General features: G+C 67.3%; 30 protein-coding genes and 2 tRNA genes. 12 read left to right on the forward strand and 20 right to left on the reverse strand.

Annotation, left to right across the window (positions count from 1 at the left end):
• Window positions 1–24: 24 nt before the first annotated feature.
• Window positions 25–1,683 carry an arginine--tRNA ligase gene (gene argS, locus OHB21_RS01605; protein ID WP_067513420.1) on the reverse strand — a complete coding sequence of 553 codons (1,659 nt, stop codon included), beginning with the start codon at window positions 1,681–1,683 and terminating at the stop codon, window positions 25–27.
• 111 nt (window positions 1,684–1,794) lie between these two features.
• Between argS and OHB21_RS01610 the strand changes: the two genes are divergently transcribed.
• The 3 genes from OHB21_RS01610 (at window position 1,795) to OHB21_RS01620 (ending at window position 3,594) form a co-directional block, all read left to right on the forward strand.
• Window positions 1,795–2,703 (forward strand): DUF3105 domain-containing protein, encoded by a 909-nt coding sequence (locus tag OHB21_RS01610; protein ID WP_067513418.1) that lies wholly within the window; start codon window positions 1,795–1,797, stop codon window positions 2,701–2,703.
• Window positions 2,703–3,410: a DUF305 domain-containing protein gene (locus tag OHB21_RS01615; RefSeq protein WP_195125413.1), complete on the forward strand. Its 708-nt coding sequence runs from the start codon at window positions 2,703–2,705 to the stop codon at window positions 3,408–3,410. Before OHB21_RS01610 ends, OHB21_RS01615 begins: the two co-directional genes overlap by 1 nt.
• Window positions 3,411–3,521: 111 nt before the next feature.
• Window positions 3,522–3,594 (forward strand) — tRNA-Arg (locus tag OHB21_RS01620).
• A 59-nt stretch (window positions 3,595–3,653) separates the two neighbouring features.
• Here OHB21_RS01620 and OHB21_RS01625 read toward each other — a convergent pair.
• Genes OHB21_RS01625 through OHB21_RS01680 form a run of 12 tightly spaced genes read right to left on the reverse strand, consistent with a single transcriptional unit; the run spans window position 3,654 to window position 11,436 of the window.
• Complete coding sequence (locus OHB21_RS01625; protein WP_195125414.1) at window positions 3,654–4,853, reverse strand: site-specific integrase; 1,200 nt, start codon at window positions 4,851–4,853, stop codon at window positions 3,654–3,656.
• Window positions 4,850–5,023 carry a MerR family transcriptional regulator gene (locus tag OHB21_RS01630; protein ID WP_195125415.1) on the reverse strand — a complete coding sequence of 58 codons (174 nt, stop codon included), beginning with the start codon at window positions 5,021–5,023 and terminating at the stop codon, window positions 4,850–4,852. Before OHB21_RS01630 ends, OHB21_RS01625 begins: the two co-directional genes overlap by 4 nt.
• Before the next feature lie 15 nt (window positions 5,024–5,038).
• Window positions 5,039–6,736: a helitron helicase-like domain-containing protein gene (locus tag OHB21_RS01635; RefSeq protein ID WP_228790567.1), complete on the reverse strand. Its 1,698-nt coding sequence runs from the start codon at window positions 6,734–6,736 to the stop codon at window positions 5,039–5,041.
• Entirely contained in the window at window positions 6,736–7,392 is a 657-nt protein-coding gene (locus OHB21_RS01640; protein WP_195125416.1) for a hypothetical protein, read from the reverse strand. The genes OHB21_RS01635 and OHB21_RS01640 overlap by 1 nt, the downstream gene beginning before the upstream one ends.
• Entirely contained in the window at window positions 7,389–8,066 is a 678-nt protein-coding gene (locus tag OHB21_RS01645) for a DNA cytosine methyltransferase (protein ID WP_195125417.1), read from the reverse strand. The genes OHB21_RS01640 and OHB21_RS01645 overlap by 4 nt, the downstream gene beginning before the upstream one ends.
• Window positions 8,063–8,263 (reverse strand): hypothetical protein, encoded by a 201-nt coding sequence (locus OHB21_RS01650; RefSeq protein ID WP_195125418.1) that lies wholly within the window; start codon window positions 8,261–8,263, stop codon window positions 8,063–8,065. Before OHB21_RS01650 ends, OHB21_RS01645 begins: the two co-directional genes overlap by 4 nt.
• Window positions 8,260–9,600 (reverse strand): FtsK/SpoIIIE domain-containing protein, encoded by a 1,341-nt coding sequence (locus tag OHB21_RS01655; RefSeq protein ID WP_195125419.1) that lies wholly within the window; start codon window positions 9,598–9,600, stop codon window positions 8,260–8,262. Before OHB21_RS01655 ends, OHB21_RS01650 begins: the two co-directional genes overlap by 4 nt.
• Before the next feature lie 52 nt (window positions 9,601–9,652).
• A complete protein-coding gene (locus OHB21_RS01660; RefSeq protein WP_195125420.1) occupies window positions 9,653–10,210 on the reverse strand; it encodes an excisionase in 558 nt (185 codons plus the stop codon).
• A complete protein-coding gene (locus tag OHB21_RS01665; protein WP_195125421.1) occupies window positions 10,210–10,542 on the reverse strand; it encodes a WhiB family transcriptional regulator in 333 nt (110 codons plus the stop codon). Before OHB21_RS01665 ends, OHB21_RS01660 begins: the two co-directional genes overlap by 1 nt.
• On the reverse strand, window positions 10,542–10,721 hold the full coding sequence (locus tag OHB21_RS01670) for a hypothetical protein (RefSeq protein ID WP_195125422.1): 180 nt from the start codon (window positions 10,719–10,721) through the stop codon (window positions 10,542–10,544). The genes OHB21_RS01665 and OHB21_RS01670 overlap by 1 nt, the downstream gene beginning before the upstream one ends.
• On the reverse strand, window positions 10,721–10,972 hold the full coding sequence (locus tag OHB21_RS01675; RefSeq protein ID WP_195125423.1) for a hypothetical protein: 252 nt from the start codon (window positions 10,970–10,972) through the stop codon (window positions 10,721–10,723). The genes OHB21_RS01670 and OHB21_RS01675 overlap by 1 nt, the downstream gene beginning before the upstream one ends.
• Window positions 10,972–11,436, reverse strand: a complete 465-nt coding sequence (locus OHB21_RS01680; RefSeq protein ID WP_195125424.1) for a hypothetical protein — start codon at window positions 11,434–11,436, stop codon at window positions 10,972–10,974. Before OHB21_RS01680 ends, OHB21_RS01675 begins: the two co-directional genes overlap by 1 nt.
• Before the next feature lie 137 nt (window positions 11,437–11,573).
• Between OHB21_RS01680 and OHB21_RS01685 the strand changes: the two genes are divergently transcribed.
• Both OHB21_RS01685 and OHB21_RS01690 read left to right on the forward strand, forming a co-directional pair.
• Window positions 11,574–12,311 carry a helix-turn-helix domain-containing protein gene (locus tag OHB21_RS01685; RefSeq protein ID WP_195125425.1) on the forward strand — a complete coding sequence of 246 codons (738 nt, stop codon included), beginning with the start codon at window positions 11,574–11,576 and terminating at the stop codon, window positions 12,309–12,311.
• Between the two features lie 5 nt (window positions 12,312–12,316).
• On the forward strand, window positions 12,317–12,799 hold the full coding sequence (locus tag OHB21_RS01690) for an NUDIX hydrolase (RefSeq protein ID WP_195125426.1): 483 nt from the start codon (window positions 12,317–12,319) through the stop codon (window positions 12,797–12,799).
• Here OHB21_RS01690 and OHB21_RS01695 read toward each other — a convergent pair.
• Window positions 12,775–13,302 carry an HD domain-containing protein gene (locus OHB21_RS01695; RefSeq protein ID WP_195125427.1) on the reverse strand — a complete coding sequence of 176 codons (528 nt, stop codon included), beginning with the start codon at window positions 13,300–13,302 and terminating at the stop codon, window positions 12,775–12,777. The two genes, OHB21_RS01690 and OHB21_RS01695, sit on opposite strands and share 25 nt — an antisense overlap.
• 668 nt (window positions 13,303–13,970) lie before the next feature.
• On the opposite strand from OHB21_RS01695, the gene OHB21_RS01700 reads away from it, so the two are divergent.
• Entirely contained in the window at window positions 13,971–14,108 is a 138-nt protein-coding gene (locus OHB21_RS01700; protein WP_195125428.1) for a hypothetical protein, read from the forward strand.
• A gap of 378 nt (window positions 14,109–14,486) precedes the next feature.
• Here OHB21_RS01700 and OHB21_RS01705 read toward each other — a convergent pair whose 3' ends face one another.
• The 3 genes from OHB21_RS01705 to OHB21_RS01715 form a co-directional block, all read right to left on the reverse strand.
• Entirely contained in the window at window positions 14,487–15,326 is an 840-nt protein-coding gene (locus tag OHB21_RS01705) for a hypothetical protein (protein WP_195125429.1), read from the reverse strand.
• Between the two features lie 319 nt (window positions 15,327–15,645).
• Complete coding sequence (locus OHB21_RS01710) at window positions 15,646–15,879, reverse strand: DUF6374 family protein (protein WP_195125430.1); 234 nt, start codon at window positions 15,877–15,879, stop codon at window positions 15,646–15,648.
• 53 nt (window positions 15,880–15,932) lie between these two features.
• A complete protein-coding gene (locus tag OHB21_RS01715) occupies window positions 15,933–17,216 on the reverse strand; it encodes a DNA sulfur modification protein DndB (RefSeq protein ID WP_228790570.1) in 1,284 nt (427 codons plus the stop codon).
• A gap of 563 nt (window positions 17,217–17,779) precedes the next feature.
• Between OHB21_RS01715 and OHB21_RS01720 the strand changes: the two genes are divergently transcribed.
• Window positions 17,780–17,857, forward strand: a tRNA-Arg gene (locus tag OHB21_RS01720).
• Window positions 17,858–18,335: 478 nt separating this feature from the next.
• On the forward strand, window positions 18,336–18,932 hold the full coding sequence (locus OHB21_RS01725; RefSeq protein ID WP_067513414.1) for a dihydrofolate reductase family protein: 597 nt from the start codon (window positions 18,336–18,338) through the stop codon (window positions 18,930–18,932).
• Between the two features lie 49 nt (window positions 18,933–18,981).
• On the opposite strand, the gene sigJ is transcribed toward OHB21_RS01725, so the two are convergent.
• A complete protein-coding gene (gene sigJ / locus OHB21_RS01730; protein WP_067513412.1) occupies window positions 18,982–19,911 on the reverse strand; it encodes an RNA polymerase sigma factor SigJ in 930 nt (309 codons plus the stop codon).
• A 164-nt stretch (window positions 19,912–20,075) separates the two neighbouring features.
• Between sigJ and OHB21_RS01735 the strand changes: the two genes are divergently transcribed.
• Entirely contained in the window at window positions 20,076–22,265 is a 2,190-nt protein-coding gene (locus tag OHB21_RS01735; RefSeq protein WP_232331889.1) for an MMPL family transporter, read from the forward strand.
• 237 nt (window positions 22,266–22,502) lie between these two features.
• On the opposite strand, the gene OHB21_RS01740 is transcribed toward OHB21_RS01735, so the two are convergent.
• Window positions 22,503–22,802 (reverse strand): hypothetical protein, encoded by a 300-nt coding sequence (locus OHB21_RS01740; protein WP_195125433.1) that lies wholly within the window; start codon window positions 22,800–22,802, stop codon window positions 22,503–22,505.
• Window positions 22,803–22,922: 120 nt separating this feature from the next.
• Window positions 22,923–23,519: a hypothetical protein gene (locus OHB21_RS01745; protein ID WP_195125434.1), complete on the reverse strand. Its 597-nt coding sequence runs from the start codon at window positions 23,517–23,519 to the stop codon at window positions 22,923–22,925.
• Window positions 23,520–23,745: 226 nt separating this feature from the next.
• Here OHB21_RS01745 and OHB21_RS01750 point away from each other — a divergent pair, with 226 nt between their 5' ends.
• The 3 genes from OHB21_RS01750 to OHB21_RS01760 all read left to right on the forward strand — a co-directional run bounded on the left by OHB21_RS01750 (window position 23,746) and on the right by OHB21_RS01760 (window position 25,025).
• Entirely contained in the window at window positions 23,746–23,895 is a 150-nt protein-coding gene (locus OHB21_RS01750) for a hypothetical protein (RefSeq protein WP_195125435.1), read from the forward strand.
• A 163-nt stretch (window positions 23,896–24,058) separates the two neighbouring features.
• Window positions 24,059–24,487 carry a hypothetical protein gene (locus tag OHB21_RS01755; RefSeq protein ID WP_147265950.1) on the forward strand — a complete coding sequence of 143 codons (429 nt, stop codon included), beginning with the start codon at window positions 24,059–24,061 and terminating at the stop codon, window positions 24,485–24,487.
• A 67-nt stretch (window positions 24,488–24,554) separates the two neighbouring features.
• Window positions 24,555–25,025, forward strand: coding sequence for an SRPBCC family protein (locus tag OHB21_RS01760; RefSeq protein WP_195125436.1), 471 nt, complete (start codon window positions 24,555–24,557; stop codon window positions 25,023–25,025).
• Window positions 25,026–25,072: the final 47 nt, after the last annotated feature.

Raw genomic sequence — 25,072 nt, forward strand, 5'->3', positions numbered from 1 at the left:
CGGACGGATTCGTCTTCTGGGGCACTACATGCGCTCCGGCGCGCTCACACCGAGCAGGCCCAGGCCGTTGGCCAGCACCTGGCGGGTGGCCTTCACCAGCTCGAGCCGGGCCGAGCCGAGCGGCGTCACCGGCTCGTCGCCCTTGGGCAGCACCCGCATGTCGTCGTCGGACTGGAACGGGTGGTACGCCCCGGCCAGCTCCTCGAGGTAGCGCACCACGCGGTGCGGTTCGCGCATCTCGGCGGCGGTGGCCACCACCCGCGGGTACTCGCCGAGCGTGCGGATCAGCTCGCCCTCGCGGTCGGAGGTCATCAGCGCGAAATCCGGTGCCACGGAAGCGAAGTCGAACGCCGCCGAGTTGTCGATGATGCGGCTGGAGCGAGCGTGCGCGTATTGCACGTAGTAGATGGGGTTCTCGTTGTTCTGCTTGGTCCACAGGTCGAGATCGATGTCGATGCTCGAGTTCACCGAGGACCGCACCAGCGAGTAGCGCGCCGCGTCCACACCGATCGCCTCGACCAGGTCGTCGAGGGTCACCACGGTGCCCGCGCGCTTGCTCATCCGCACGGCCGCACCGTCTTTCACCAGATTAACCATCTGGCCGATCAGCACCTCGACGGTGTCGGGATCGTCGCCGAACGCGGCCGCGGCGGCCTTGAGCCGGCCGATGTAGCCGTGGTGGTCGGCGCCGAGCATGTAGAGGCACAGGTCGAAGCCGCGGGCGCGCTTGTTCTGGAAGTAGGCGATGTCACCGGCGATGTAGGCGGACTTGCCGTCGCTCTTGATGACGACGCGGTCCTTGTCGTCGCCGTACTCGGTGGAGGCGATCCACCAGGCGCCGTCCTTCTCGTAGAGGTTGCCCGAGGCCTTCAGCTCCGCGACGGCCTTGTCCACCGCGCCGGAGGCGAACAGCGAGCTCTCGTTGAAGTAGACGTCGAAGTCGGTGCCGAACTCGTGCAGCGTCTCCTTGATGTGGGCGAACATCAGCTCCACGCCCTCGCGCCGGAACACCTCGTGGCGCTCGTCCTCGGGCAGGTCGAGCACACCGGGGTTGTCGGCCACGACCCGCGACGCGATGTCCTCGATATAGGCGCCCGCGTACCCGTCCTCGGGGGTCGGCTCGCCGATCGCGGCCGCGACCAGGGAGTTGGCGAACCGGTCGATCTGCGCGCCGTGATCGTTGAAGTAGTACTCGCGCGTGACATCGGCGCCCTGCGCGGCCAGGATGCGGCCCAGCGCGTCGCCGACCGAGGCCCAGCGGGTGCCGCCCAGGTGGATCGGACCGGTCGGGTTCGCGGAGACGAACTCCAGATTGATCTTGGTACCCGCCAGCGCCTCGGCCCGGCCGTACGACTCGCCCGCGGCCAGGATCTTCTGCACGATCGCGCCCTGCGCGGCGGCCGCCAGCCGGATGTTCAGGAAGCCCGGACCCGCGACCTCGGCGGCCTCGATACCCTCGGCCGCGCCCAGCGCATCGGCCAGCCAGCCGGCCAGCTCGCGGGGATTCACTCCGGCCGGCTTGGCCACACGCATGGCCACATTCGTGGCATAGTCGCCGTGTTCGGGGTTGCGGGGACGCTCCACGGTGACCTCGTCGGGCAGGACCGCCGGGTCCAATCCACGTTCGACGAGCACCTTCGCCGCGGTGGCGTGAAGGAGATCTGCAAGGTCAGCTGGAGTCACGAGTCTCTATCCTATGGTCTGGGCAGGTGTACGCCGACGGGCGGGCACCGCCGCGGACCCGTCCGTAACGAACGACACAGCCGTTCACCACATCGAGAGAGCAACGGAGCAATGCCGAGTAGCAAGAACGCGTCGAAGTCGGCCAAGGCCGTCCGCGCCGCCGGAAAGAGCTCCCCTTCCGGCCGGAAGGGCGGTGGCAAGGGGCAGCTGACCACGAAACGGCAGGTCCCCTGGCTGGCCATCGGCGCGGGCGCGGTGATCGTCGCGTTGATCGGCGCCCTCGCGTACAACCTGGTGCCCAAGTATCAGGAGCAGGCCGAGCTGGAGCGGTTCACGCCCAGCGCGGAACGCCAGGACCCCTCCGATCAGATCGCGGGCGTGACGAAGGTCGACTACGCCTCGGGCGCGGGCAAGCACGTCACCGAGATCCAGCGCGTCGCCTACGACCAGACGCCGCCGTTCGGCGGGCCGCACGATCAGGCCTGGGCCGACTGCACCGGCGTGGTGTACGGCAAGCCGATCCGCACCGAGAACGCGGTGCACTCGCTCGAGCACGGCGCCGTGTGGATCACCTACAACCCCGACAAGGTGAGCTCCGACGGTGTCGACGCGCTGGCCAAGCGCGTGGAGGGCAAGCAGTACACCTTCATGTCGCCCTACCCGGGCCAGGAGTCGCCGGTGTCGTTGCAGTCGTGGGGCCACCAGCTGAAGCTGGACAACCCCGACGACGAGCGGATCAACCAGTTCATCACCGCGCTGCGCCAGAACCAGTACACCTACCCCGAGGTCGGCGCGGCGTGCTCCAACCCGTACTTCGACCGGGAGAACCCGGCGCCGTTCGATCCCACCCCGCCCGGACCCGACGCCATCCCGATGGACGGCGGTGACATCGTCGCCGATCCCGCCGAGCTCGGTGGCGTGCCGAACATCCCGGGCGTGCCGAGCATTCCCGGCCTGCCGGGCGCGCCGGGCGCGCCGGTGATCCCGGAGACCCCGCCCACCGAGGGGGCGACCGAGTAGTGACCGGCGAATCCGGCACCGAGACCGGCTCGGACCACGCGTCCGATCCGGGTCCGCGGGGGCAGCGCACGGCGCTGCTGGTGCTCGGCGTGATCGGGGCCATCCTGATCGGTTTCGCGATCGGCACCCTGGTGCGGTTGCCGCTGGACGGCCGCGCCGAACCCGACCCGAGCCCCGTCGACGTCGGCTTCCTCCAGGACATGTCCGTGCACCACGCGCAGGCGGTCGAGATGGCGGGCATCGCGCTGCTGCGCTCCACCGACAACGAGGTGCGCAGGCTGGCCTACGACATCATGACCACCCAGCAGAACCAGGTCGGCCGCATGCAGGGCTGGTTGCAGATCTGGGACCAGCCCGCCCAGAGCGTCGAGGGGTTGATGGGCTGGATGAGCGAATCCGGCGGGCACCACGGTGGCGGCTCGGCCGGGCACTCCGGCCCGGTGTCGGCCATGCCCGGCATGGCGTCGGCGCAGGAGCTGGCCGCGCTGCGGCAGGCGAACCCGCCCGAGATCGACACCCTGTTCCTGAGCCTGATGCTGCGCCACCACCAGGGCGGCATCCCCATGGCCGACTACGGGGCCCAGCACGCGTCCACCACCGCGGTGCGCACCCTCGCCGCGCGGATGTCCGAAACCCAGCAGGCCGAATCCGCCCTGCTGACCACCCTGCTCACCAACCGCGGCGGCACCCCCCTCCCCCTCGAATGACCACCTGGCGGGCCGGAACCCCCCCGGCCCGCCACCCTTTTTGGCGTCCGCCAACCCGATGCGATACGCTGACCCGGCCCGATCGGACACTCTCCGACCGAGCCCTATCCCGCCCTCGTAGCTCAGGGGATAGAGCGTCTGCCTCCGGAGCAGAAGGCCGCAGGTTCGAATCCTGCCGAGGGCACAACGAATCAAGGCTCCGACCAGCGAACAGCGGTCGGAGCCTTGATCTTTCCGGGTACTTCACCCCGCCTCGATGTCACGAGTTGTCACAACCTCCCCCAAAGTGCGCGCCGCGGCGGCCAGCGCCTCATCCTGCGAGTGCGCGTAGATCCTCGCTGTCACACTCGCGTCCGCGTGCCCGAGCCACGCCGCGATCACCGCCAGCGGCACCTTGCGCAGGTGCATGGTCGTCCCGCAGGTGTGACGAGCGTCATGGAGCCGGATGTGCCGGACACCGGCCTTGCGCACCATCACCGTCCACCGATGGGTCAGCGTGTCCGGGTGGTACGGCGTGCCGTCCGGATTGCAGGCCACATAGTCACCGTCCTGATACGCCTCCCCCAGCGCCAGCTTCTCCGCCGCCTGAATCCTCCGCGCCCGCCGCAGCACCTCCACCATCTCCGCGTCCATCGGCAGCGTCCGGACCGAGCTATCGGTCTTCGGGTCGCCTTCCACCGCCTTGCCACCGGCCGACGCCCGCCCGAGCTCCACATCCAGGGTCTTGGCGGCGAAATCCACCCCGCGCCAGCGCAACCCGCCCAGTTCGCTGCGCCGCAGCCCGCACAGCGCCAGGAACCACAGGTGCCCGTCCCGGTTGCCCTCCAGGCTCCGCAGCACCTGCGAGACCTCCGCGCGGGTGTAGGGCTTCGGCTTCGCGGCCTTGCCCCGGGACGGCTTGATCGCGTCGGCCACATTGTGTGACAGCAGCTTCCGGTCCCTGGCGTAGTCCAGCACCATGCCGGCGGTCTCCACGGTGCGCTTCAGCGACCGCTTGGCCCACGGCCGCCGGACATTGCCCTTGGCCGTCACCGTGCCGCCCCGCTTCAGCGCCACCACCAAGTCATCCAGGTGCTTGCGGGTCAGCTTCTGCACCGGCAGGTCCCCGTGCCGCTCCCGCAGCGGCGCCAGGTTGTACCGGTAGCCCGCGAGGGTGGTCTCGCGCGCCCAGCGCAGGCTATCGAGCCAGTCCGCGCACACCTGCTCCACGGTGATGTCCTTGCGCGGCACGAAGTTCCCCGACGCCGCCTGATCCAAGAACGTCGCCAGCGCCGCCCGCGCCTCCTTCTCGGTCCGATACCGGCGCCGCACCTGATGGCGCTTGCCCGTCTCCGGATCACGCCCGGCATCGGCCACCACCTCGTAACGGGTCACCGGCTTGCGGGTCCGCCGATCGGTCACCTGCACCTTGGAAATCTGCGGCGGCAACTGCTGGCGACTCACGCCGCAGCCTCCAGACTCGCGATGTAGTCGGCCACCGCCTGCTCGGTCACGAACCGCCGCCGCCCGATCTTCACCGACCGCAGCGCGCCGGAGGCGATCAGTTCGTGGTACTTGCTGTGTCCGATCGGAATCCGCTTGCGGACTTCACTTTCGGTGAGCAACTGAGCCATCTCGGGTACCTCCGTTCACGCCGTCCGGCCGATTGCCGAACTATCCGAGAGATCGTGTGGGCCGTCCTCCATCTGGGCTCTGAGGTACTCCGCCCGCCAGGCCGACCGCTTCGCGATGGCGGCCATGATCAGATGCTCGCGCAGGGGCCGGTCAGGGTCGCCGGGATCTACCGGCCGCATCCGCAGCTTGCCGGTATCGGGCTTGAGGACACCGACCTTGGCGAGCAGTTGCCGAACGAACGCCGCGCGGTCGGCGCGGTGATCAGGCAGGGTCTTGCCGGACCAGCGGCGCGAGACCAGCACGCGCCGGCCCGGCAGGCCCAGGGTGTCACGGCGGTGCGCCTTGCCCTTGCAGTGGCCGGGCACGGTCTTGTCGGAGACCCCGCGCGGGACGATGCCGTAGCGCAGCCACACCGGGCACTTCTCCGAGCACGGCGTCAGGGTCAGTTCATGATGCAACCGGTCGTAGTGCGCCGCGGTGCGCGGCGAGGGCGAATCCAGCACTTCGCCAATGGATTTGGTCAGGTACTTGGTGATGTAGCGAATCGTGGCGTCGGCTTCGGTGCCGGGGATGACCCCGCGGATGTCGCGCGGATCGACCTGCGCGCCGAAGCGGATGGTGTGGGCCGGTTCGTACTCGTCCACTTGGCCGATCACGTCGAGGGCGTCATCGAGGGTCGGCAGAGCACGGCCGGTACGCGGATCGGTGAACGTGACGCCGTTCCACACCGGCATCCGATCGTCGTCGTATTCGGGGTGGTCGAAGCGCGGCCACCACACCTGGTGATAGGTGGCTTCGGTCACCAGCCGAATCAGCTTGCGCGACACCGGGGTACGCAACAGCACATGCAGGTGCGGGGCGCCGCGCTTCTGCGGTTCGACCACCGCGAAGTATTGGATGTCGTAGCCGAGGGCGCGGCGCAGGTTCTGAATCCAGCGGTCGAACAGCGCGGCGAAGTGCACGATGTCACGGGCCGCACGCGTGTAGTCGTAGGTGCGCGGATCGCGCGGGGAGCCGTCCGAACAGACCTTGCCGTCAGGGGTTTTCGCGCCGACGCGGTTGATGTGGCCGTAGGACGGCAGGGTGAGGGTGATGAACATGCCGGGCCGATAGCCCGTGCCGAGCGCGTCGGCAATGGTGCGCTTGGTGACCTTGCGGCGCGGCAGGTTCGGCGCGTCCTGGCGGCGGCGAGTCGAACGCTGCCGCCGCGGGGCCACCGTGTCATCCGGGTCCGGCAGCCGCCCACGCACCCCCAGTTCCCGCAGCTCGCCATCCAGGTCCGCGATCACCTCACGCACCGCATCGGCGTACTCACCGTCACCAGCATCACGAGCCTCGCGGTACTCCACGAGCATGTCGGCCCGCGCGGTGAGAACCTCGATCTGCCAGCCGCTCGGATCAGCGGCCACCGCCACCGGCTCCGAATCCAGGTGCCAGCCCTCCCGGCACTGCTGAATCCGCAGCGCGCGAGCGGCTTTCGCACACGCCGGGCACACCGAGGCCACCGTGGACTTGCACGGCGCACCCTCATAGGTGACCTTCGCGGTGTCCGGGTCGAACACGCGCATGGCCACCGGGCGCTTGCACACCTCGAACTTCTCCGCCGCGGCTTGAGCCAGGTCGTAGAGATCCGGCAGCGCCCGGCGCTGCGCGGCAGTAGTGCGGTCGAAGCCGGATTCGGCCGGCGCTTCGGCGGTGTGGTCGGTGGTCATCAGGCAGCGTCCTTTCCGGGTAGGTGGCGGGGCAGGGTGCGGGGGTGTTTCGCGGTCACCGGTTCGGCCAGCGGGTCACCGTGGCGGAACACCAGCTCCACCGCGGCGGGTCCGGCGTCGAGAGCACGGCAGTCGTGGGCGCCGAAGGCGTGCGCGAGGCGTTCGGTGCGCAGGTGGTAGTCCTCCGGGGACTGGCCGGGCAGCATCGCCACCCGCACCCGGTCGATGTGCTCGCCGATCACCACCGTCCGCAAACGGGGCGCACACGGGGTGCCGGTGTCGGGGTGGTGGTCGGTGAGTTTGCAGGCAGTCATCAGGCGGGTCCAGCGACGCCGGTAGCGGTACCAGCGCAGGAACCGCACCCGCGCCCGCACGGTCACGAAGCGCCGAAACGAGTCCGGCGACAGTGCGATCCATGTTCCGTGTGCGGCCAGACCGAGTGCGGCCGTGAGCAGGCCGGCGGGCCAGCCGAGGGTGAGAACCGCGGCTACGGTCGCGGCGATCGGTATCGAGATCATGGGGAACAGCAGCGCCCACCAGACGCCGGCGAAGACAGTCAGCACAAGCCAGCCGAGCAGCTGGGCAAGGGCGGTGAGTACGACATCGGCGAGATCCGGATCGGCGGTGCGGCGAGTGTAGGGGTTGTGAGGGTTCATGCGACTGTCACCGCCTCACCGATACCGAGCGCGGTCCGCAAGTGGCTGCCGAGCCAGGTCGTGTAGGCGGGTGGGATGGCTTCGGCCAGGCTCTTGCGATCCGAGGTCCAGTCGATGCCCATGGCCGCCTGCCACTGCGCGACCGAGCCCTTGCCGCCGCCGCAGCCGTACACCGCAACGTAGGGGCCGTCATAGCGTCGGCCGTGGCGGTAGCCGGCGACTCGTCCCCGGTGGGGCAGATGCGTGGGCGTGGGCGCGGTCCAGCCACCCAACTCGAAGTACCGGTGTCGGATCACGTTGAGTCCGAACATCTCTCCGCACAACACCACGTCGCGGCGCAGTTTCGAACCCTGCACGTTCTCCATGACCCAGGGCAGGCCGGTAGCGATCAGCGCCTCGCGCATGGCGGGGATGAGTTGCGGATACTTGTGGGCCATGGCCTGGTTGGTGCCGGCGGTGAGCGCGGTGGAGGCTTGGCACGGCGGGGAGGCGTGCACGGCATCGAAGTCGTGGGCGTGGGCGGTCAGGAACTCGATCGCGTCGCCGCGGTGGAACTCGAACGGGTAATCAGGTTGGGTGGCGATGTCCACGCCGATGACTTCGAAGCCGGCACGGTCGTAGCCGACAGCAGCACCGCCAGCACAGCAGCACAGATCGAGCAGTCGCGGTCTCATTTCGGGGTCTCCTGTCCGTTCGTGGTGGGAGTGGGGAGGGCGAGTTCGACGTAGACGCGGACACCAGGGTCACGCCGGTTGGGGTAGGGGTGTTCGTCCACGACGATCCGGAATGCCTTGGAGGCCAACAGCTCCGCGAGGACCATGGTGATGTCGCCCAGGTCGCCGGACAGGCGCAGGCGTACGCGCCCGTTCATGCCGCACGCCCCGGAGCGTCGAAACCCTCATCCCCGCCGTCGCTCTCGTCGCCGAGGTCATCGGGGTCGAAATCGCTGTAATCCTCAGTCGGACCGAGGATCTCCGGCGCGGGCGAGTAGGCATCCACGATCGCGTCGGCAGCCTCGTCGCTGACCCAGAACGCGCGGACCCGGATGAACTCCGTCGAGCCGTCCTCACCGACGTAGCCGACACCCGGTGTCTGGTCGGAGATCTCGTCGCAGCGGGCGCCGCGATCCTTCGCGCCCTGGCCGTGGACCATGGCATTCTGGGTCGGCTCGTCCAGGCGCAGCCCGATCCGCACCGGGAACAGCTGTCGGTTGGGCATCGTCTCCTTGGACGGATCTTGGAGCGCGGCAATCACGGTGACCCCGGCGGCGCGACCTTTGGACAGCAGCAGCCCGGTCAGTTGCCGGAACTGCTCCTGTTCGTCGCGGGTCGCGTAGGACGACAGCGACGCCGCCTCATCGATAATGATCAGGATCAGGGGTTCGTCCACGGTCGGAACGAGCTTGCGGATACCGGCCGCACGCATACGCGCCAGCCGCTCGTCCATCTCCGTGACGGCCTCGCCCAACATGATGAGGATGCTGGCCCCGTCCACCGCGAACCGGGTGAACAGCCGATTCTCACCGCGCCCGAATTCCGCGCCGCCCTTGGGATCTGCGAGCCGGACATCCACCAGCTTGGCCTTGATCGCCGGGCCGAGCGCGTTGAGGATCGACCACAGCACCGAGCCCTTGCCCGAGCCCATCGCCCCGGCGAGCAGGATGTGCACGTAGAGGATGCGCAGTAGCCAGGGGTCGCCGTCTTCGCGGACCCCGACGTGGGCCGCCTCCAGATCCACGCCGTTGTGGACCGCCACCGGCGACACTGCCGGCATGGCGAGGGTGTCGTGCACCCGCAGCTGGAGACGGACCCAACTCGGAGCAGGTGAGGTGACGCGTACCTGCTCCACCCCCAGATAGGTGGCCAGCCGCGACCGGGTGGCGTCCTTGGCCCAGTCGGCGAATTCTTGGCCGCCCAGCATCAGCACATCCATGTGCAGGCCGTGACGGTCGTACTCCCAGCCCTCCACCAGCGGGAACCCCATCACCGGGTCGCCGAGCTTGAGCGTGTAGAACATGCGGTCGGTCTGATCCGGGTCCGCCACGATGGTGACCGCCGAGCGCAGCGCGGCCGGAGCAGCGGCGATGATCTCCGCGAGGGTGAACTCACGCGGGACCTTGCGGTGCCACGGACCGGGCGTGATGTAGGCGAGGAAAGCCAGCGCACCCGCGACCGGAACGGCGAGCTGGAGGAAGGTGGACAACAACATGACGGATACCCCCTGAAGGTGTGAGAAGCGAAAACAGTTGAACGAGAACGGGTTACGAGCGGACGACCGGGACGGCGGCGGGCAGGATCGGCGGGGCCACCGGAATCGGGCGCGGAGGCGGCGGGGCCACGGCGACCGACACCGCGACCATGGGTGCGGAGTCCGGGGGCGATTCCACGGCCAGCGGCTCCGGCATCACCGGCGCCGGGACCGGCGGGGCCGCAGGCGATTCGGCCGGCGCTTTGTCCGGCACCGCGGGTGAGAGTGCCGGGGTGCGCAGGTGGGCGCGGATCAGCAGGACGACGCCGTGCACGTCGGCGAACACCGCCAGCGGGGCCACCGACACCACCAGCGCCGCGCCCCACGTCGGCAGCATCTGTCCGCGCAGCGCCGCGTGCGCGACGTTCCCGGCGACACTGACCGCGGTGCCGACGATCAGTACCCGTGAGAACCAGTGCCGCACAGCGTCATCGGTGGTGGCGAAGGCGAGTGCGGCGGCGATGGCGGTGGTGATGTCGATGACCACCGGGAACAGCCAGGCATCCCCGGCGGGGATGGAGGCCACGGCCAACCCGAGCAGTGCCCGAGCGGCCGTGACCTGGGACAGCATCAGGCCGCCTCCGTCCCCTGCAAGCCCCACCGCAGGGAGGGGACACCGGTCGCGGCCACGAACTCCAGACGAGCGCGAGCCGTGCGCTTCACCCGCCGATCAGCGTTGAGCGCGGGCATCGGCACCGACGCGACCACCCCATCGGTAAAGTCGCACCGCAACGCCCACGCCGCACACCGCGCCAGCACCGGGCAGTGCTCACACACCCGCTGCGCCGCCCGAATCTGCTCGCGGTCATCGGTGAAGAACAGTTCGGACTCGATCCCCGCGCACGCCCGCTCCGGCGCGTGATGCGGATCGGAATAGTTGCGGCCCAACGGTTCCCGTTCCATCACACCCGATCCTGCTCGGTGTCGAACAGGCTCAGCTGACCTTCGCACCGCCAGGACGCCGGGATGTCGCGGGCGATCTTGCGGTCACGGCCCCGCGCGGACTTGCCGTTCTGTTCGGCCGTCTGGGTCTCCAGCTTGCGGGTCTTACGCTCACGTACACGCTGCTCGGAGGTGGCCATCACGCCACCGCCTTCGGATCGGCCGGCGAAACCTTCACCGCCACCGCGTGTTCCACCAGCGCCACCGCCAACGCGTACATCAGCGCTTCGGCGTCGGCGATGTCGAGCGACAGCCGGGCGTCGGTGCCGAACCGCACCATCACCGCCGCCGGGATCGGGTAGGTGTAGCCCTTGCCCTCGTAGACGTAGGCCGCGCGGTACCCGACCTTCGTCACACCGTTGATGTCCGGGTAAACCTCGATGTAGGACATCACGCCACCGCCTTGCCCTCACGGCCCGGGCGCGACGCCGGGACATCCGCGGGCGGCACCTTTGCGCCCGAGTTGTCGCCCTTGATCCCGGTCGCACGCAGGTACCAGCCGATCGACTTGAACTCGCCGTTCCCGACCACCCGCGGCTTGACCTCCAGACCTTCCAGCTCCACCGGGGTGAAGCCCGGGATCACCGGCAACGCCGAGGGAACCGGCTGCACATCGCAGACGAACGTCACGTCATAGGTCATGTTCTTCGCACCCGACCCCGACGAATCCGACACCGTGCCCTTCCACAGGCGCTTACCGGTGCCGTTGCCGAAGTCGTCCAGATCCACCTTGTGCCGCTTCGGCGCGTTGCGGTCCTTGCTGAACTCCGTCACCGCCTCGATACCGCCCACCAGCACCAGGCCATTCGGGAAAGTCCCCTCCGGCGGGGCAAACCATGCATCCTTGAGAGCCATGCGGCTAACTCCTCTGTGTCCATTGGCATTTCGGCTGTTCCGTGATGCCCAACACACTCAGAGTCGCGCAGAGAATGGGGCGTCTATAACCAGCGAAAAGGGACACTTGGGGACACTTTCAGGCGTACCATGTCCCTATGGGGAATGAACGGCTCAGGGGGGCAATGACTTCCGCTGACCTCAGCAAGAACGGGCTCGCCGAGAAGGTGGTCGTCGGACCAAAGACGGTAGAGCGATGGCTAACCCAAGATCGCTGCCCGCACCCGCGAATTCGGTTGAAGGTAGCTCGGATACTTGGCTGCGAGGAGACCTACCTGTGGCCGGAGCTTCTAGCGGGAGCCCGAGCGTCCGTAGCCTCTCTGTCGGAGATCGTCCAGATATGGCCGACGAGAACCGAAGTGCCACACGATGTTTGGCGGTCGCTGATGCGTCAGGCGAACGAGAAGATTCAGGTTCTCGTATACGCGGGCGGATTCTTGGTGGAGTCCCTCGACTTCGTGAACGTAGTGCGGGAGAAGTCGAAGCAAGGTGCAGAGATTCGCATCCTGCTAGGGGACGGCAGCCATCCGAACATCCAGGCTCGCGCGCGTGAAGAGGGTCTGCCGTCACTTCCTCAGCGCTGCCATTCAACGCTCGAATACCTATGGGAGACCGTGGATCTCCCCGGGGTCGATATCAGAACCCACCACACGGTTCTCTACAACAGCATCTACCGGTTCGATGACTCCATACTGGTCAACACCCACAGCTACGGCGCGTATGCGGCCAAATCGCCCGTTCAGCACCTACAGCAGGTGCAGGGTGGCCACCTGTTCAACTACTACCTCGAGTCGTTCGAAGCAGCGTGGGCAACCGGCGAGCCAGCAGTACTCTGAAGCGTATGGGCCGACGCATTGACTACCACCAGGACCCCAACGCACCTGCGGCGAACAGCGTCCGGCCAAGCGCCGGCGCTTTCGTCCGTCGTGGGGACGCCGTTCTACTGATTCGCCGATCCGACAACGGCAACTGGTCGATGCCGGGCGGCGCACACGATCCCGGAGAGTCCCTGAGCCGGACTGCGGTGCGCGAGACTCAGGAGGAGACCGGCGTAGACATCCGGCTGACTGGCGTAGTCGGCATCTTCACGGACCCGACGCATGTCATCCACTACACCAGCAATGATGAGGTGCGCCAAGAGTTCACCATCATCTACCGCGCCGAAGCGGTCGGTGGCGAACCAACACCGAGCAGCGAGAGCACACACGTTGAATGGGTTCCAGCAGAACGAATTCCGACGCTGACCATGGATCCCAGCCAGCGCAAGCGCATTGATTGGGCGCTGTCCAAGAGCGAGCCCTACATTGATCCGGAGGCTCGCTGAACTGCGCCTCGCAACAGCGGTTCCGCCCGGTCGATCGCGGTGCGAACCAGAGTCCCCGAGGGATAGCGCACTCGAATATCCGCCAGCCGTTCGCCCAAGGTCAGTGTGCTACCGGTGGGGCCGGTAGTCATGTCTGCCCACCACACAAGATCGTTCGCCATGGCGATGCCCGGCACCGGCGCGAGCGCGTACCGGTCGAACGACTTTGCATCGATCCCCCGCACCTCAGCCTCCACGGTGCTCGCGGAATGGAATGCAACCAAGTGGCACACTATCGGCGAGTACCCCCGAGCTTCCAGGAGCTCCGCGCCATCAAGCGGATGGAAGCCGGACACCGGATAGCCGTAACCCACATCGTGCAGGTAGGCCGCTGAAACCACCTCTGCGCGAATCTCTTCCGGCACGAGATGGGCCACCCGTTCAACCTTGCGCCCGACCTCGATCGTGTGCGCCCGACGCGACTCGGTCAGCGGAATCAGCAGTCCCTCTATCGCAGCGTCCACAATCGGCCATGCTACGCGCCGAAGTCGAGCCACCCCCGGTAGCTACGCGTTGCCGAATTCCGCCATACAGGATCAAGGGCGGCGCGGGCGCGCCGCCGCCACGCTGGCGCCGCACTCCCGCTCCCTCGCTGGCGCTCGCTCGCGGTGCGTCGAGCGCGTCGGCCCCACACCCGCACCGCCAAACCTGTTGAGCACTCCAGCTCTGACTGGATACGACGAAGCAGGACCGACCGAGCATCGACACCGACCGACTGTCCCCGCTCACCGCTGACGAATCGGCCGGCACTCTCCGCGTCGATCGAACAGTTCACTCTCACCGCGGTTGCCGAACGGTGCTGCCGCACGAACTCCGTTCGCTTGCCCCCGAGAACCCATCTGCCGCAGTCGATCCAATGGTCACCCTCAGCCACCGTTCCGACGCCACGTCACTTCTCGGTGTGTGGTCGCCTGATCGGGTCCATCGGTGGTCGAGCTCTTCAGGTAGTCGCTGGCGGTCGGGTGTCCTTCCCTGGGGTGGATCGATCTGCCGAAGGCATACCACTGCCCGGGGGCACTCCCAAGGGCGCTACGCGTCACTACATGATGGGCATTCGCCCACCCTTGTCCGTACCCCCGGGCAGTGGTACGGGCTGTGCCCAGATCGACCACCCCAGGGAAGGACACCCACCATGACCGCCACCACCTGCGAGTACGGCACCTGCACCGAACCCGCTACCGAGCACGTCCACGCCTTAGAGTTCTGCCCCACCCACGCCCAGGCCGAACGCGACCAGAGCCACCCGATCGACTACTTCGGCCAGGACTGACTGCCAGGGGGCTTCGGCCCCCTTCTCCCTCCCCGGCCACCGGCAACGACGCCGGACAGCGAGTCGCCACCGACGCCGACTCCAGGCCGAACAACCTCCCCGGACCAACCGGGGAAGGCTCGCCCCCGGCGCGGATGTCCTTCCCTCCGCACCGGGGCGCGAGCACCAACCCCGTACTGCCGAACAGTTTCGAGAGTTTCCCGCCTCCTCAGCGGCCCAATTGTCTCGCTCCAGGAGAACGAGTCAAGGACCACCTGCCGGTGTCCGCTACGCGGTGCCTACGGCATCCCTGACACGCCCTCCCTCCGCAGAGGGTGGCCTTTATGAGGAAGCCGGGGAGAAAGCCGCGGGAGTTCAGCCAACGGCTTGACCCGTCGCTCAGTCCCCGCGGATCAGCGTGTAGGTGATGGACTTGTGCGGGCTGTTGTCTGCCCACTCGAACTCGACACGCTTCTCGACTCCATCCAACTGCCAAGCCATGTAGGCCGGCCGAAGAATGGTCTGGCGAAGAGGGTTCTCGGACTGGATCCATGCTGGAAACCGCCGCATCTCGGTATCCAAGCTGAGTCCGAATCCGATACCCGCAAGTTCGGCGATACCACCGCACAGGATGCCGTCTCCGGTATGGAAGGGGGTCACCCCCCACCAGTTCGTGATCGCTTCGACAGGGGTAAACGGATCAAACTTCAGCCGATGCTTGGGTGTAGAAGCAACACACAGTCCTGTGTTCTCGGGCCACGGGTTCGTTCCCAACATCTCCCGGACGGCATCGTCCGGGATCGTGGTGGTAATACGGCTTCCACCACCGTCCCGGGTGAAGGCGTTGACGGCGGCGTGGGTCAGCAGCAACTTCAGAGCCCATCGCTCGAAGTCATCGCCCGAGATGCGAATGGTCTCGTCGGGACCCCACTCGCCGGCACCCCCGAGAAACCTGAGAGCGATACTCTGCAGGAAAGTGGCGAGGTTGATAGCCGCAGTGTCGAGGTCACTCATCCCGTTGTTGTGGGCTTCGCAAAGGACGTTGGCGACGAACTGCCTCGGAGAGACGGGGTGCGGGATTCCATAGCCATGGTCATGCATGAGGCGGACCGTGTCGTCGTTGAAGGTGTAGAGCCTGATCAGTCCGTGCGAGATGTAGTGCTCGCCCGAGATCTTGGTAGAGCAGCCGCCGTCGACGTTCGCATAACACTTCGGGTGCTTGAAGTCGGTCGTAGTCATCGCTCTCGATTCCCGCTCGTGCCGGGTAGGTATAGGTAGCTGAACAGTGTTGAGGCACAGGGTATCCGGGCGAGTCCCACTTCAGCATCCATATTTTTCCGTAGCCTGATCTTTGCCGGACCTGGAGTTCAATGCGAAATGGAACCATTGGCGCAGCCCAGGCGTCCAAACACATATGAACACCGCACGGGAACAACGCTTTCGGCGTGCCGGCCTCAACCCGGACGACGTCGCCGACCGGTGGCGATTCCATCAGACACATCATGCTGATCATCACCATGATGTTCGCCCAGCCGATGAAGCGATGGCCCCGCCCGCCTCACCGGCTCCGATAGCGCCGCGGGTCGATGCATACCGACCGATCCACCGACTCAGGCTGAGACAACACCCGGGTTTCCTCGCCGTACACCCGCATCCCCTCACCGATCTTGAAGGCGGCGTGCTCCAGCTGCTCGGGCGTGAGGTACTTGCCAAACGCCGCGGCATCGAGCAGCTGGATCCGCACCTGATCGAGATTCATGCGTGCCCATTCCAGGCGCGAGAGTTCCGGCATGGCACAGCACGCTACCTCGAGTCGAACGTATGTTCTAGTCGCCCGCGAGGCGGTTACGGGAGCTGAGCCCGAACTCGGCGGTAGGTATCCGCGGTGGCATCCTCAAGGGCAGTCGTGACCTTGGAGCTGTTGTCCTTGATCCCGCCCGCCAGCGACAGCTGCATCGGAGGATTCGGATTGCTCAGAGTCGCTTTGCCCGGAGTGGACTTGCCGGCAATCCCGTCCCACACCTCGGGGTACCGCTCCCATCGGACAGCCGAGAGCATCGCTACGAGCTGGTCGGTCGTCCTCCGCGGTTCGGCACCCCAGGGCATGCTTCGGTGCGCAACGGCACCGATCGCCGCGAGGACCGCAGGCGACCCGATAACCGTCTCCACTCGCCGGGAGAACGAGGTGGCAAAGGCTCGGAAAAGAGCCGTAGCGACTCGTGTTACGGATTCGCGCACTTCCTGCTCAGTAACACCGGAGGGCAGATCATCGCTGGTGACAGCGCCACTGGTGCGCTCGAAGCCGGCGCGCCCGAAGAGCGCGGTTACAGCGAAGGACCGCAGGGTAGACAAGGTCATCCATTCGATATCCTTCGCTCCCAGCTGTCGCTTGTTCGCGGAAACCAGCGAGCGGAGTGGTACGTCCACCTTCGAGATCGGGTGCGGCACCAAGATCTTGTCCATCATGGTGAACGCAATCCCCGTCGCGACGTCGTTCGAGTCGGAATTCAGCCCGACAGTCTTGTTCGGGATGACACCCAGCAGGTTGCGGTCATGGAAGATCTGCCGGGCTTCGGTCAGGCTCATGTTGTGGTAGATCTCAACAGGAACCAGCCGGTCGGTCAGCTGCTTCTTGGTCAGGCCGTGATCGCCAAGCTGCTCCTGCAGGATCAGATGAGCAACATGCTGAGTCTCGGAGTCGATCAGAACTCCATTTACGCCGTACGGGAGGTACGCGAGGTGATCTTCGCCGTACGGGCCCGCCGCGGTGATGTGCTCGAGCTTCTCAGGGATCCAGAGAGCAAAAGGCGGTGTTGCCCAACCCTTTTCAAGAGAGCCGCGCAACCCGTTCGCGATGTAGCGCGCGTACTTGACCGCGTTCTCCTTCTTCGAACCCACAATCATGCGCTGGATTTCGTTCCGAAGCGCTGCCTGCTCACGCTCCTCCGGCGACGCGTACTTGAGCGCCTTCGGATCCTCCGCCCGTCGCGGGTCCGGCACAAGGGCAGCGAGGCGCCCCCAGGTCATGGTGGTGATGAACAAACTCTCATGGACCGGTATTACCCGCACCGGCTGACCCTTGTCTACGTCCAACATGATCGGACTGGGGGTTATGGCCGTCTCCGACATGAACTTCCCTTCTTCAGCCGCGGCTGTAATTAGCACTAGTTGTGGCCTCGACCACGACAGCTAATGTACCCCCGCAGTTAGTCAATCGTCAACCGCGGGGGCCGATTTACTGATAGTTTACTTACCGCGGCTACGGATTAGTCAGTGGATGTCCGCCCGCTGGGCCTCTGGCGGGAGTGCTGAGAGTGAACTTCGCAGATTCCGACATGACCGACCGTGCGATGAGTACGCCCTGCTCAGTGGCCCTCAAGGTCCGGTCGGCACGCCGACGACAGCCCGCGACAGCGCCCCCAGGAGACTCCTACGCGGCGACACGCGGTCGTGGCATACACGCCGCCTTTCAAGCCCACTGCCGGCCCGCGCGCGAGGCACACCACCGATGCGCTGCAGGTTCCGCCGATCTTGCCCGCGGCCATACACCGCCCACGGGGCGACGAACGAGAATCGCAGCGTCGAGCAACCGGGTCCGGATCTGAGATCCTCGATGTCACCAGAGTGTCACAAGCCACGCGGACTCCAACGGACCAAGACAGACCAGGTCGCCAGCTCACGGGATGGCCGCGGCTCCCGAAATACTCGACCAACCGGTCCATATCTGCCTCCGGAGCAGAAGGCCGCAGGTTCGAATCCTGCCGAGGGCACAGTTGAGAAAGAGCCCCTGACCTGTTCGAGCGGTCAGGGGCTCTTCTCGTCTATGCCGTCAGTCGGCGTCTCAGGCCAGTTGGCACGACTTCTCAGACAGGTGCGCCCGAACCCAGCTGCTACCGCGACCTGCACCCATCCGTCCTCGGTCCCATCAAAGACATTGGATTGGGCCGGTTTTCGCGAATCGCACAGTCAATCTCCTCGATCGACAACCGCCAGAGCCTCGCGGGCGACCTCGGGATAGCGGCGGATTGCGGCAGCGGCACGAGCTCACCGACGGTACAAGGCGTGCACTGGCACGCTCGAACGCTCGGATCAGCGTGTTGCCGAGCGTCTGACGCGACGACGGACCGGGCCATCCTCAGAGCATCAGAGTGATCTGGGTCACTCTTTCGGAAGTGTGTCGAAAGCGCCCCCGCGGCTCCGACCTCCTGGTGAACGAGCCCACAAGGGGCCAGAACGGAGGAGTAAATCATGGGTCAGGTCATTTCGAATCTGTCGATGTCGCTGGACGGGTTCATCGAGGATGCCGACGGCAGCGTGGACAGGTTGTTCGAGTGGTACACGGCGGGGCCGGTCGAGACGGACTCGGCCAACGAGCGCATCTCGTATCGGCAGTCCGAGGAGGATGTCGAATCCTTCCAGGAGATCGTCGGCCGGATCGGCGCGCTGATCGCCGGCCGCAGGCTGTTCGATGTGGCGAGCGGGTGGAACGGTATGCACCCGACCGGCGTACCGGTCGTCGTGGTGACCCATCACCCGCCGACCGCCGACGAATTCCCTTACCCCGAAGCGCCTTTCACCTTCGTCACCGACGGCGTCGCGAACGCGATAGAGCGCGCGAAGGAACTGGCGGGCGACAAGGACGTGGTGATCGCGAGCCCGGACATCGCCCGGCAGGCCTTGGACGCGGAGCTGCTGGACGTGATCACCGTCGACCTGGTGCCCTACCTCCTCGGTTCCGGTACACCGTATTTCGCGAATCTCGCCGAGAAGCAGATCCGCCTCGACAACCCGGTCGTCCGGCCCGGCAATCGCGTCACGCACCTCAGCTATCGGGTGCTGTACTGAATTGCCAACGGGGAGTAGCCAATATCGCCCAGCTCGGCCCCGACGCCGTTCACCGCCGCTCGGGCGCGTTTGCGACAGCGCGGTCCGCGCGGGGATTGACCCGGGTCAGCTTCTCCGGATTGCTCACGGCGTAGATGTGCCGGATCTGCTCCGTCTCGGGGTCGATCTCGAGCACACCTACCCCGTACGGCTTTCCGTTCAGTAGGGCGACGAGGGACAACTCACCGTTGACGTAGTCCGGATAGATGTCGAGCGCGCCCGCGGTCTTGGCGTAGAACGGCCCACCGGTGAGGAGGCGGGCGACCTTCGCTGCGCCGTGGATGGGCCGCAGGGCCGACTGCGTCCGGCCGCCGCCGTCCGAGAGGAACGTGACGTCCGGGGCCAGCAGTCGCAGTAACGCGTCCAGATCACTGCCGAGCTGCGCCTCCAAGAACTGCTCGGTCACCCGCCGCTGCACGGCCGGGTCGGCCCGGAACCGCGGTCGGCGCGCCTGCACGTGGGACCGGGCCCGGTGCGCGAGCTGGCGCACGGCGGCGGGCTCGCGCCCGATCATGGCGGCGATCTCGGTGTGCGGATACCCGAACACCTCGTTGAGCACGAAGACCGCGCGCTCGAGCGGCGTCAGCGTCTCCAGCACCACCAGCATCGCCAGGGAGACGGCTTCGGTGCGCACGGCCGGATCGTCGCCGTCCTCATCGGTGATCAGCGGCTCGGGCAACCACGGGCCGACGTAGGTCTCGCGCCTGCGGGCGATATCGGCCTGTCGGGACAGCGCGGCGTTGATCGCCACCCGCACCAGGTAGGCGCGCGGGTTGGTGATCTCGGGGGCGCCGGGTCGCCGCCGCGGCATCCACGACAGCCAGGTCTCCTGCAGCACGTCCTCGGTGTCGGCGACGGTGCCGAGCAGGTTGTAGACCAGGGCGAACAGCAGTTCGCGGTGTTCGGCGAACTCTCGGGTCGCCGGGTCGGGATCGGTCACGGTGGCCTCCTGGTGACGGTGTCGATCATAGGAGTGCCCTCGGGCCGCTAAGTGTGACAAACGGCCCGATTGTGTGATGCGCATCGCACACTGTCACGTTCGGGGCCCCTCCGGACTCCCATTCGTATCGCCGCGACTTCGCGGTGGGACTGGAGGAGGCAGCCGTGTTGGAGAGAACGACGAGTCTGTGCGCGCGTCACCGGCGGGCGGTGCTGGTGGTGGCCACGATCGCGATGCTGCTGGCGGGGATCGCCGGCGCCACCGTGTTCGACCGGTTGAAGAGCGGCGGATTCGACGACCCCGGCGCCGAATCCCGCGCGGCCTCCGACGTGCTGCGCGATCAGTTCGGGCAGAGCCCGCCGAACCTCGTCCTGCTGGTCCGCACGCCGGGCCCGGTCGACGACGCGGCACCGGCGGCGACCGCGCTCACCGAACGGCTGAGCGGCGAGGCCGACGTGACCGGCGTGCTGTCCTACTGGACGACCGGCCAGCCCGCGCTGCGCGGCGCCGACGGCGACAAAGCGCTGGTCATCGCCACCATCCTGGGCGATGAGGACCACGTGGGCGACCGCATCGCCGAGCTCGCCCCGCGCTACGCGGGCGCCCACGACGGGCTCGAGGTCGCGGTGGGCGGCTACGCGATGTTGCAGCACGAGATGGTCGAACAGGCGGAGAAGGACGCGATCGCGGGCGAGGCTATCGCGTTCCCGATCACCCTCGTGGTGCTGCTGTTCGTGTTCGGCAGTGTGGTGGCCGCGCTGCTGCCGCTGCTGATCGCGATGGTGACGGTGGTGCTGACCACGGGCGTGGTGTGGTTGCTGGCCGGGCCGCTCGAGTTGTCGGCGCTGGCGATGAACGTGGTGACGCTGCTCGGCCTGGGTCTGGCGATCGACTACAGCCTGCTGGTCGTGAACCGCTACCGCGAGGAGCTGGCGGCGGGAGACGAACCTCTCACCGCGCTCGCGACGACCATGCGGTCGGCGGGGCGGACCGTGGCCTTCTCCGCCGTCACGGTCGCGGTGGTGCTGGCGGGGCTGATCTACTTCCCGCTGCCCGCCGTGCGCTCGATCGGCTACGCGGGCGTCGCCGTGGCGCTGATCGCCGCGCTCAGCTCGCTGACCGTGCTGCCCGCGGTGCTGGCACTGCTGGGCAGGCGCGTCGACAAGTGGCGTATTCGCAAGGCGCGCAAGCAGTCCGGTGAGTTGCACGAGGGGCGCTGGCATCGGCTCGCGGTGTTCGTCATGCGTCGGCCGGGGACGGTCGCCGTCACCGTGACGGCGCTGCTGCTGGTGCTCGGGTCACCGTTCCTCGGGCTGAAACTCGGCTTCCCCGACGAACGTTCGATGCCGGATTCGTCCAGCGCCCGCCAGGTCGCCGAGGTCGTGCGCGACGAGTTCGACACCAACGAGCAGAACGCGCTGACCGTCGTCCTCCCGCGCGTCGACGGGGATCTCGACGGCTACGCCGCGCGCCTGTCGGAACTGCCGCACGTGGATCGGGTCGACACGTCCACCGGCAGTTACGCGGGCGGTGCTCGGGTGCTGCCACCGGGCGAGCTGCACACCCGCTTCGCGGCCGACGGCGGCGCCTATCTGACCGTCGTGCCCGACACCGGCGATCCCGAAACACTGGAGGCGCTGGTCGGCGACCTCCGTGCCGCCGACACCCCTGGCGACGCCCTGGTGGGCGGTATCGCGGCGGTGAGCGCCGACGCGACCGCCGCTCTCGTGCAACGACTTCCGCTCGCGCTGGGCACGGTGATCGTCGCGATGCTGGTGCTGCTGTTCCTGCTCACCGGCAGCGTGTTCATCCCCGTGGTGGCGGTGCTGTTGAGCTGCCTGAGCCTCACCGCGACCTTCGGCGCGCTGGTGTGGATCTTCCAGGACGGCAACCTCTCCGGGCTGCTCGGCTTCACCGTGACCGGCACGCTCGCCGCGACGGTGCCGGTCATGCTGTTCGGTGTCGCGTTCGGTCTCGCGATGGACTACCAAGTGTTCATGCTCGCCCGCATCCGCGAGGAGTACGAGCGCACCGGCGACCCCAGCGCCGCCGTCGCCCTCGGCCTGGAACGCGTCGGCCGGATCGTCACCGCCGCAGCCGTTCTCATCTCGGTGGTGTTCCTCGGATTCCTGGTCTCCGACATCACCTTCATGAAGGCGTTCGGCATCGGCCTGCCGCTCGCCGTCCTCGCCGACGCGACGCTGATCCGCGGGTTCCTCCTGCCCGCCGCCCTGCGCCTCGGCGGTCGCCGGACCTGGTGGGCGCCGGGACCGCTGCGGAACCTGCATGCGCACTTCGGCATTCGTGAGGAGGAGCGCCCTGCCGAACGGGAACCGAGCCGGGTTCCCGGCTGATCGGCCCACCCTCCTCCGAAGCGAAGTGCCCCGGTTCGGCCGGGGCACTTGCGCGTTCAGAGCACGACATCAGATGGCTGATCACCTGGCCCTGTCGTGACGATCTCGCCCGGCGGCATCCGCACGGCGGAAAGGCCCGTGCACCGGGCCGACTGCCTGGTCTTCGCCACCGGGTCCAGCGCCAGGCACTCGAGGCGACATCACCCCATCTAATCCGGCCGAGCTAATCCGGCCGAGCTAATCCGGCCGAGGCGATGTCGCCGGCGGTTCGACGGCGATGCCGGCCTGAGCCGGGCGCTGGTGACCGCATTCGAGTTCGGCGCCCGCCAGGTCGCGAACAGTGCAGCCACGAGGGGACGACGGCCAGACGACGAGCCCATCCTCACGCCACGACACCTCGAACCGCTCATCCCCGGTCGCGTCGGATTCGATGGTGATCGCATCACCCGGTCGCATCCAGTAGTCCTCACCCCACGCCTCGAGCCAGACCACGAGCGTCTTGTCCGAGAACGGGTTGGACAACAGGATTTCGGGCACCACCAGAGCCTAGATGCCGTGAGATCACAGCGGCCGCGATGAACCTTCGGACCGATCTCCCCCGATGCCCGACGAGAAACCTCGCTCGGCTGGCATCGAACCACGGACGGGTTATCGAACTCAACTGGGCAGCCAGCCGAGTTCGATGGGTTGTGGTTCGTCGGGTGCGATCAGGCGGATGAACTGGTGCTCCCTGCGCTTGCGCCCTTCGAATCGGTCCTGGCTCTGCTCGGTGCGGACGAGGATACGTAGCGAGACATCCCAATCGATGTCCCGCTTCGCGATATCGGCGGGAACTCGGACGATCGGGATCGCTCGTTTCTTGCCACCTGGTCGCACGAGGATCTTGGCGAACTCGTCGCTGATCTCGACGGCGGCCAGCACACCCACGATGGTCTCGATCGCGGTCTCGACTTTGGGGGCGAACAGTGCCCTGCCGTGTTCCCGTCCGCGTCGGGTGAGGCTGGGCCGCCGCTCGCTTCCATCGGACAGCGACATCTGGATCTCGAGCCCGGCATCGACCTTGTCGAGGGACTCGATGAGCAAGCGCAGCCGCTTGGCCAGCTCCGGGCTGATGCCCTCCAACCCGTCGGGACCGGCCTCCACTGCGCCGTGGAGATCGCTGACTCGAGCCAGCGCTGATTCCAGCGGGGACGGCCGGGCTCCCGGCTGCTCGTCGTGATCGGCTACCGTGGCGCCGAGTGCCTCGAGGGGCAAGTATCAACCGCTCTCCCCCTTCGGTCCCCCATCAAGTCGGTCGGGCCTCGCTCATGAATGTCAGCGGCCGCACAAGCACAGAAGCCATGGGCCCATGATGCGTCCCGCCCTGCGAATCCGATCCCACGATATCCCATCTCACCTCGGTCTTCGAGCACTCCCGGCGACTCCAGGAACTCGCAAATCCTTGCAGCGGAGGCAGTTCGGTCGCGGGGCCAGGTGCGGTGTGAGGCCGACCGCTACCATCCCCACGACGACCTCCTCCTCCTCCTGCCGAGCGAGTGCGCGCAACGAGATCGATGCCGTGCCGGATGCCGTGTACGAGCACATCCGCATCACCCGGGACCGGCTGAAGGCGCGGGCGGAGTCGGTGTAGTTCCGGGGTACTCGGACTGCGCGTTCACGCCGTGGCTCGACGGTGGCGGCGGACGGCGCTAAGCCCTTCGAACAGATCTCCCCTGATGCGCGACGAGAATCTTCCTCGGCTGGCATCGTGGGGCGGGACAGGTGCGGTCGGCTGCGTCGAGGGAGAGGACCCCATGAACGTTCGTATTCGCCGAGTCGGCCTCGCTGTGGTGCTCGGGGCGGTTCCGGTGCTGATCGGGACCGCGCCGAACGCGTCGGCGGCGGTCACCGGTGTGACCGTGGAGCAGCCCGCCGAAGGGTTGCGGACCGGGTGCGTCTACACCGTGACGGTGGACGTGGACGCGCCGGTTTCCGAGGCCGGTGAGGTGACCGTCGGGATCAGTGGTGGGCCGGTGCCGGGGACTGGGGAGCGGCTCGGGGTCGCGGTCTATCACCCGGAGAGCGGGACGGCGACGTTCGAGTGGACGCCCGCGTACGTCGGCCGACAGAACGTCTTCGCGCAGCAGTTCAAGCCCGGCCAGGTCACCTCCGCGAGGTACGTGACCGTCGACGTCGTCGGGCGGGGCGTGAACACCGGCAGTTCCTGCCTGCCGCTTCCGTGAGCATTTCCGGGCACCCGTGGTGCGGTTGGGAACCCTGAGATCCGGACCGCCCGGCTACCATCCACCCATGACCGTCTCCTCCCCCGCCAGCGCTAGCGCGCGCATCGAGATCGAGGCCGCACCGGATGCCGTGTACCAACTCATCACGGATCTCGGTGTGCTCGCCGAGGTCGCCGAGGAGGCCACGGCGATGCGGTGGGTCAGGGGTGGGGCGGCCGCCGAGGGCGCGAAGTTCAAGGGCAGCAATCGGAATGGCCGGCGGCGGTGGTCGACCACCTGCACGGTGACGGAGGCGGAACCCGGGCGGGCGTTCGCGTTCGACGTGGACTCCGGTCCGCTGCCCATCGCGCACTGGCGCTACGAGTTGACGCCCACGGCGACCGGTACCGCGGTCATCGAGAGCACCTGGGATCGGCGGCCGACGTGGTTCCACCGGCTCGGCGGGTTGCTCACCGGTGTGAACGACCGGGCCGCCGCGAACGCCGAGCACATCCGCGTCACCCTGGATCGGCTGAAGGCACGGGCGGAGTCGGTGTAGTTCCGGGGTACTCGGACTGCGTGTTCACCCCCGTGACTCGTCGGTGG

Origin of the sequence: Nocardia puris, assembly GCF_036051655.1 — a bacterium.
Taxonomy (GTDB): domain Bacteria; phylum Actinomycetota; class Actinomycetes; order Mycobacteriales; family Mycobacteriaceae; genus Nocardia; species Nocardia puris.

Excerpts from the sequence above, each read along its gene's own strand:
- OHB21_RS01610 (WP_067513418.1), top strand. The coding sequence starts at position 1,795 with ATGCCGAGTAGCAAGAACGCGTCGAAGTCGGCCAAGGCCGTCCGCGCC.
- OHB21_RS01630 (WP_195125415.1), bottom strand. The coding sequence starts at position 5,023 with ATGGCTCAGTTGCTCACCGAAAGTGAAGTCCGCAAGCGGATTCCGATC.
- OHB21_RS01635 (WP_228790567.1), bottom strand. The coding sequence starts at position 6,736 with ATGACCACCGACCACACCGCCGAAGCGCCGGCCGAATCCGGCTTCGAC.
- OHB21_RS01640 (WP_195125416.1), bottom strand. The coding sequence starts at position 7,392 with ATGAACCCTCACAACCCCTACACTCGCCGCACCGCCGATCCGGATCTC.
- OHB21_RS01645 (WP_195125417.1), bottom strand. The coding sequence starts at position 8,066 with ATGAGACCGCGACTGCTCGATCTGTGCTGCTGTGCTGGCGGTGCTGCT.
- OHB21_RS01650 (WP_195125418.1), bottom strand. The coding sequence starts at position 8,263 with ATGAACGGGCGCGTACGCCTGCGCCTGTCCGGCGACCTGGGCGACATC.
- OHB21_RS01655 (WP_195125419.1), bottom strand. The coding sequence starts at position 9,600 with ATGTTGTTGTCCACCTTCCTCCAGCTCGCCGTTCCGGTCGCGGGTGCG.
- OHB21_RS01660 (WP_195125420.1), bottom strand. The coding sequence starts at position 10,210 with ATGCTGTCCCAGGTCACGGCCGCTCGGGCACTGCTCGGGTTGGCCGTG.
- OHB21_RS01665 (WP_195125421.1), bottom strand. The coding sequence starts at position 10,542 with ATGGAACGGGAACCGTTGGGCCGCAACTATTCCGATCCGCATCACGCG.
- OHB21_RS01670 (WP_195125422.1), bottom strand. The coding sequence starts at position 10,721 with ATGGCCACCTCCGAGCAGCGTGTACGTGAGCGTAAGACCCGCAAGCTG.
- OHB21_RS01675 (WP_195125423.1), bottom strand. The coding sequence starts at position 10,972 with ATGTCCTACATCGAGGTTTACCCGGACATCAACGGTGTGACGAAGGTC.
- OHB21_RS01680 (WP_195125424.1), bottom strand. The coding sequence starts at position 11,436 with ATGGCTCTCAAGGATGCATGGTTTGCCCCGCCGGAGGGGACTTTCCCG.
- OHB21_RS01685 (WP_195125425.1), top strand. The coding sequence starts at position 11,574 with ATGGGGAATGAACGGCTCAGGGGGGCAATGACTTCCGCTGACCTCAGC.
- OHB21_RS01690 (WP_195125426.1), top strand. The coding sequence starts at position 12,317 with ATGGGCCGACGCATTGACTACCACCAGGACCCCAACGCACCTGCGGCG.
- OHB21_RS01700 (WP_195125428.1), top strand. The coding sequence starts at position 13,971 with ATGACCGCCACCACCTGCGAGTACGGCACCTGCACCGAACCCGCTACC.
- OHB21_RS01705 (WP_195125429.1), bottom strand. The coding sequence starts at position 15,326 with ATGACTACGACCGACTTCAAGCACCCGAAGTGTTATGCGAACGTCGAC.
- OHB21_RS01710 (WP_195125430.1), bottom strand. The coding sequence starts at position 15,879 with ATGCCGGAACTCTCGCGCCTGGAATGGGCACGCATGAATCTCGATCAG.
- OHB21_RS01715 (WP_228790570.1), bottom strand. The coding sequence starts at position 17,216 with ATGTCGGAGACGGCCATAACCCCCAGTCCGATCATGTTGGACGTAGAC.
- OHB21_RS01725 (WP_067513414.1), top strand. The coding sequence starts at position 18,336 with ATGGGTCAGGTCATTTCGAATCTGTCGATGTCGCTGGACGGGTTCATC.
- OHB21_RS01755 (WP_147265950.1), top strand. The coding sequence starts at position 24,059 with ATGAACGTTCGTATTCGCCGAGTCGGCCTCGCTGTGGTGCTCGGGGCG.
- OHB21_RS01760 (WP_195125436.1), top strand. The coding sequence starts at position 24,555 with ATGACCGTCTCCTCCCCCGCCAGCGCTAGCGCGCGCATCGAGATCGAG.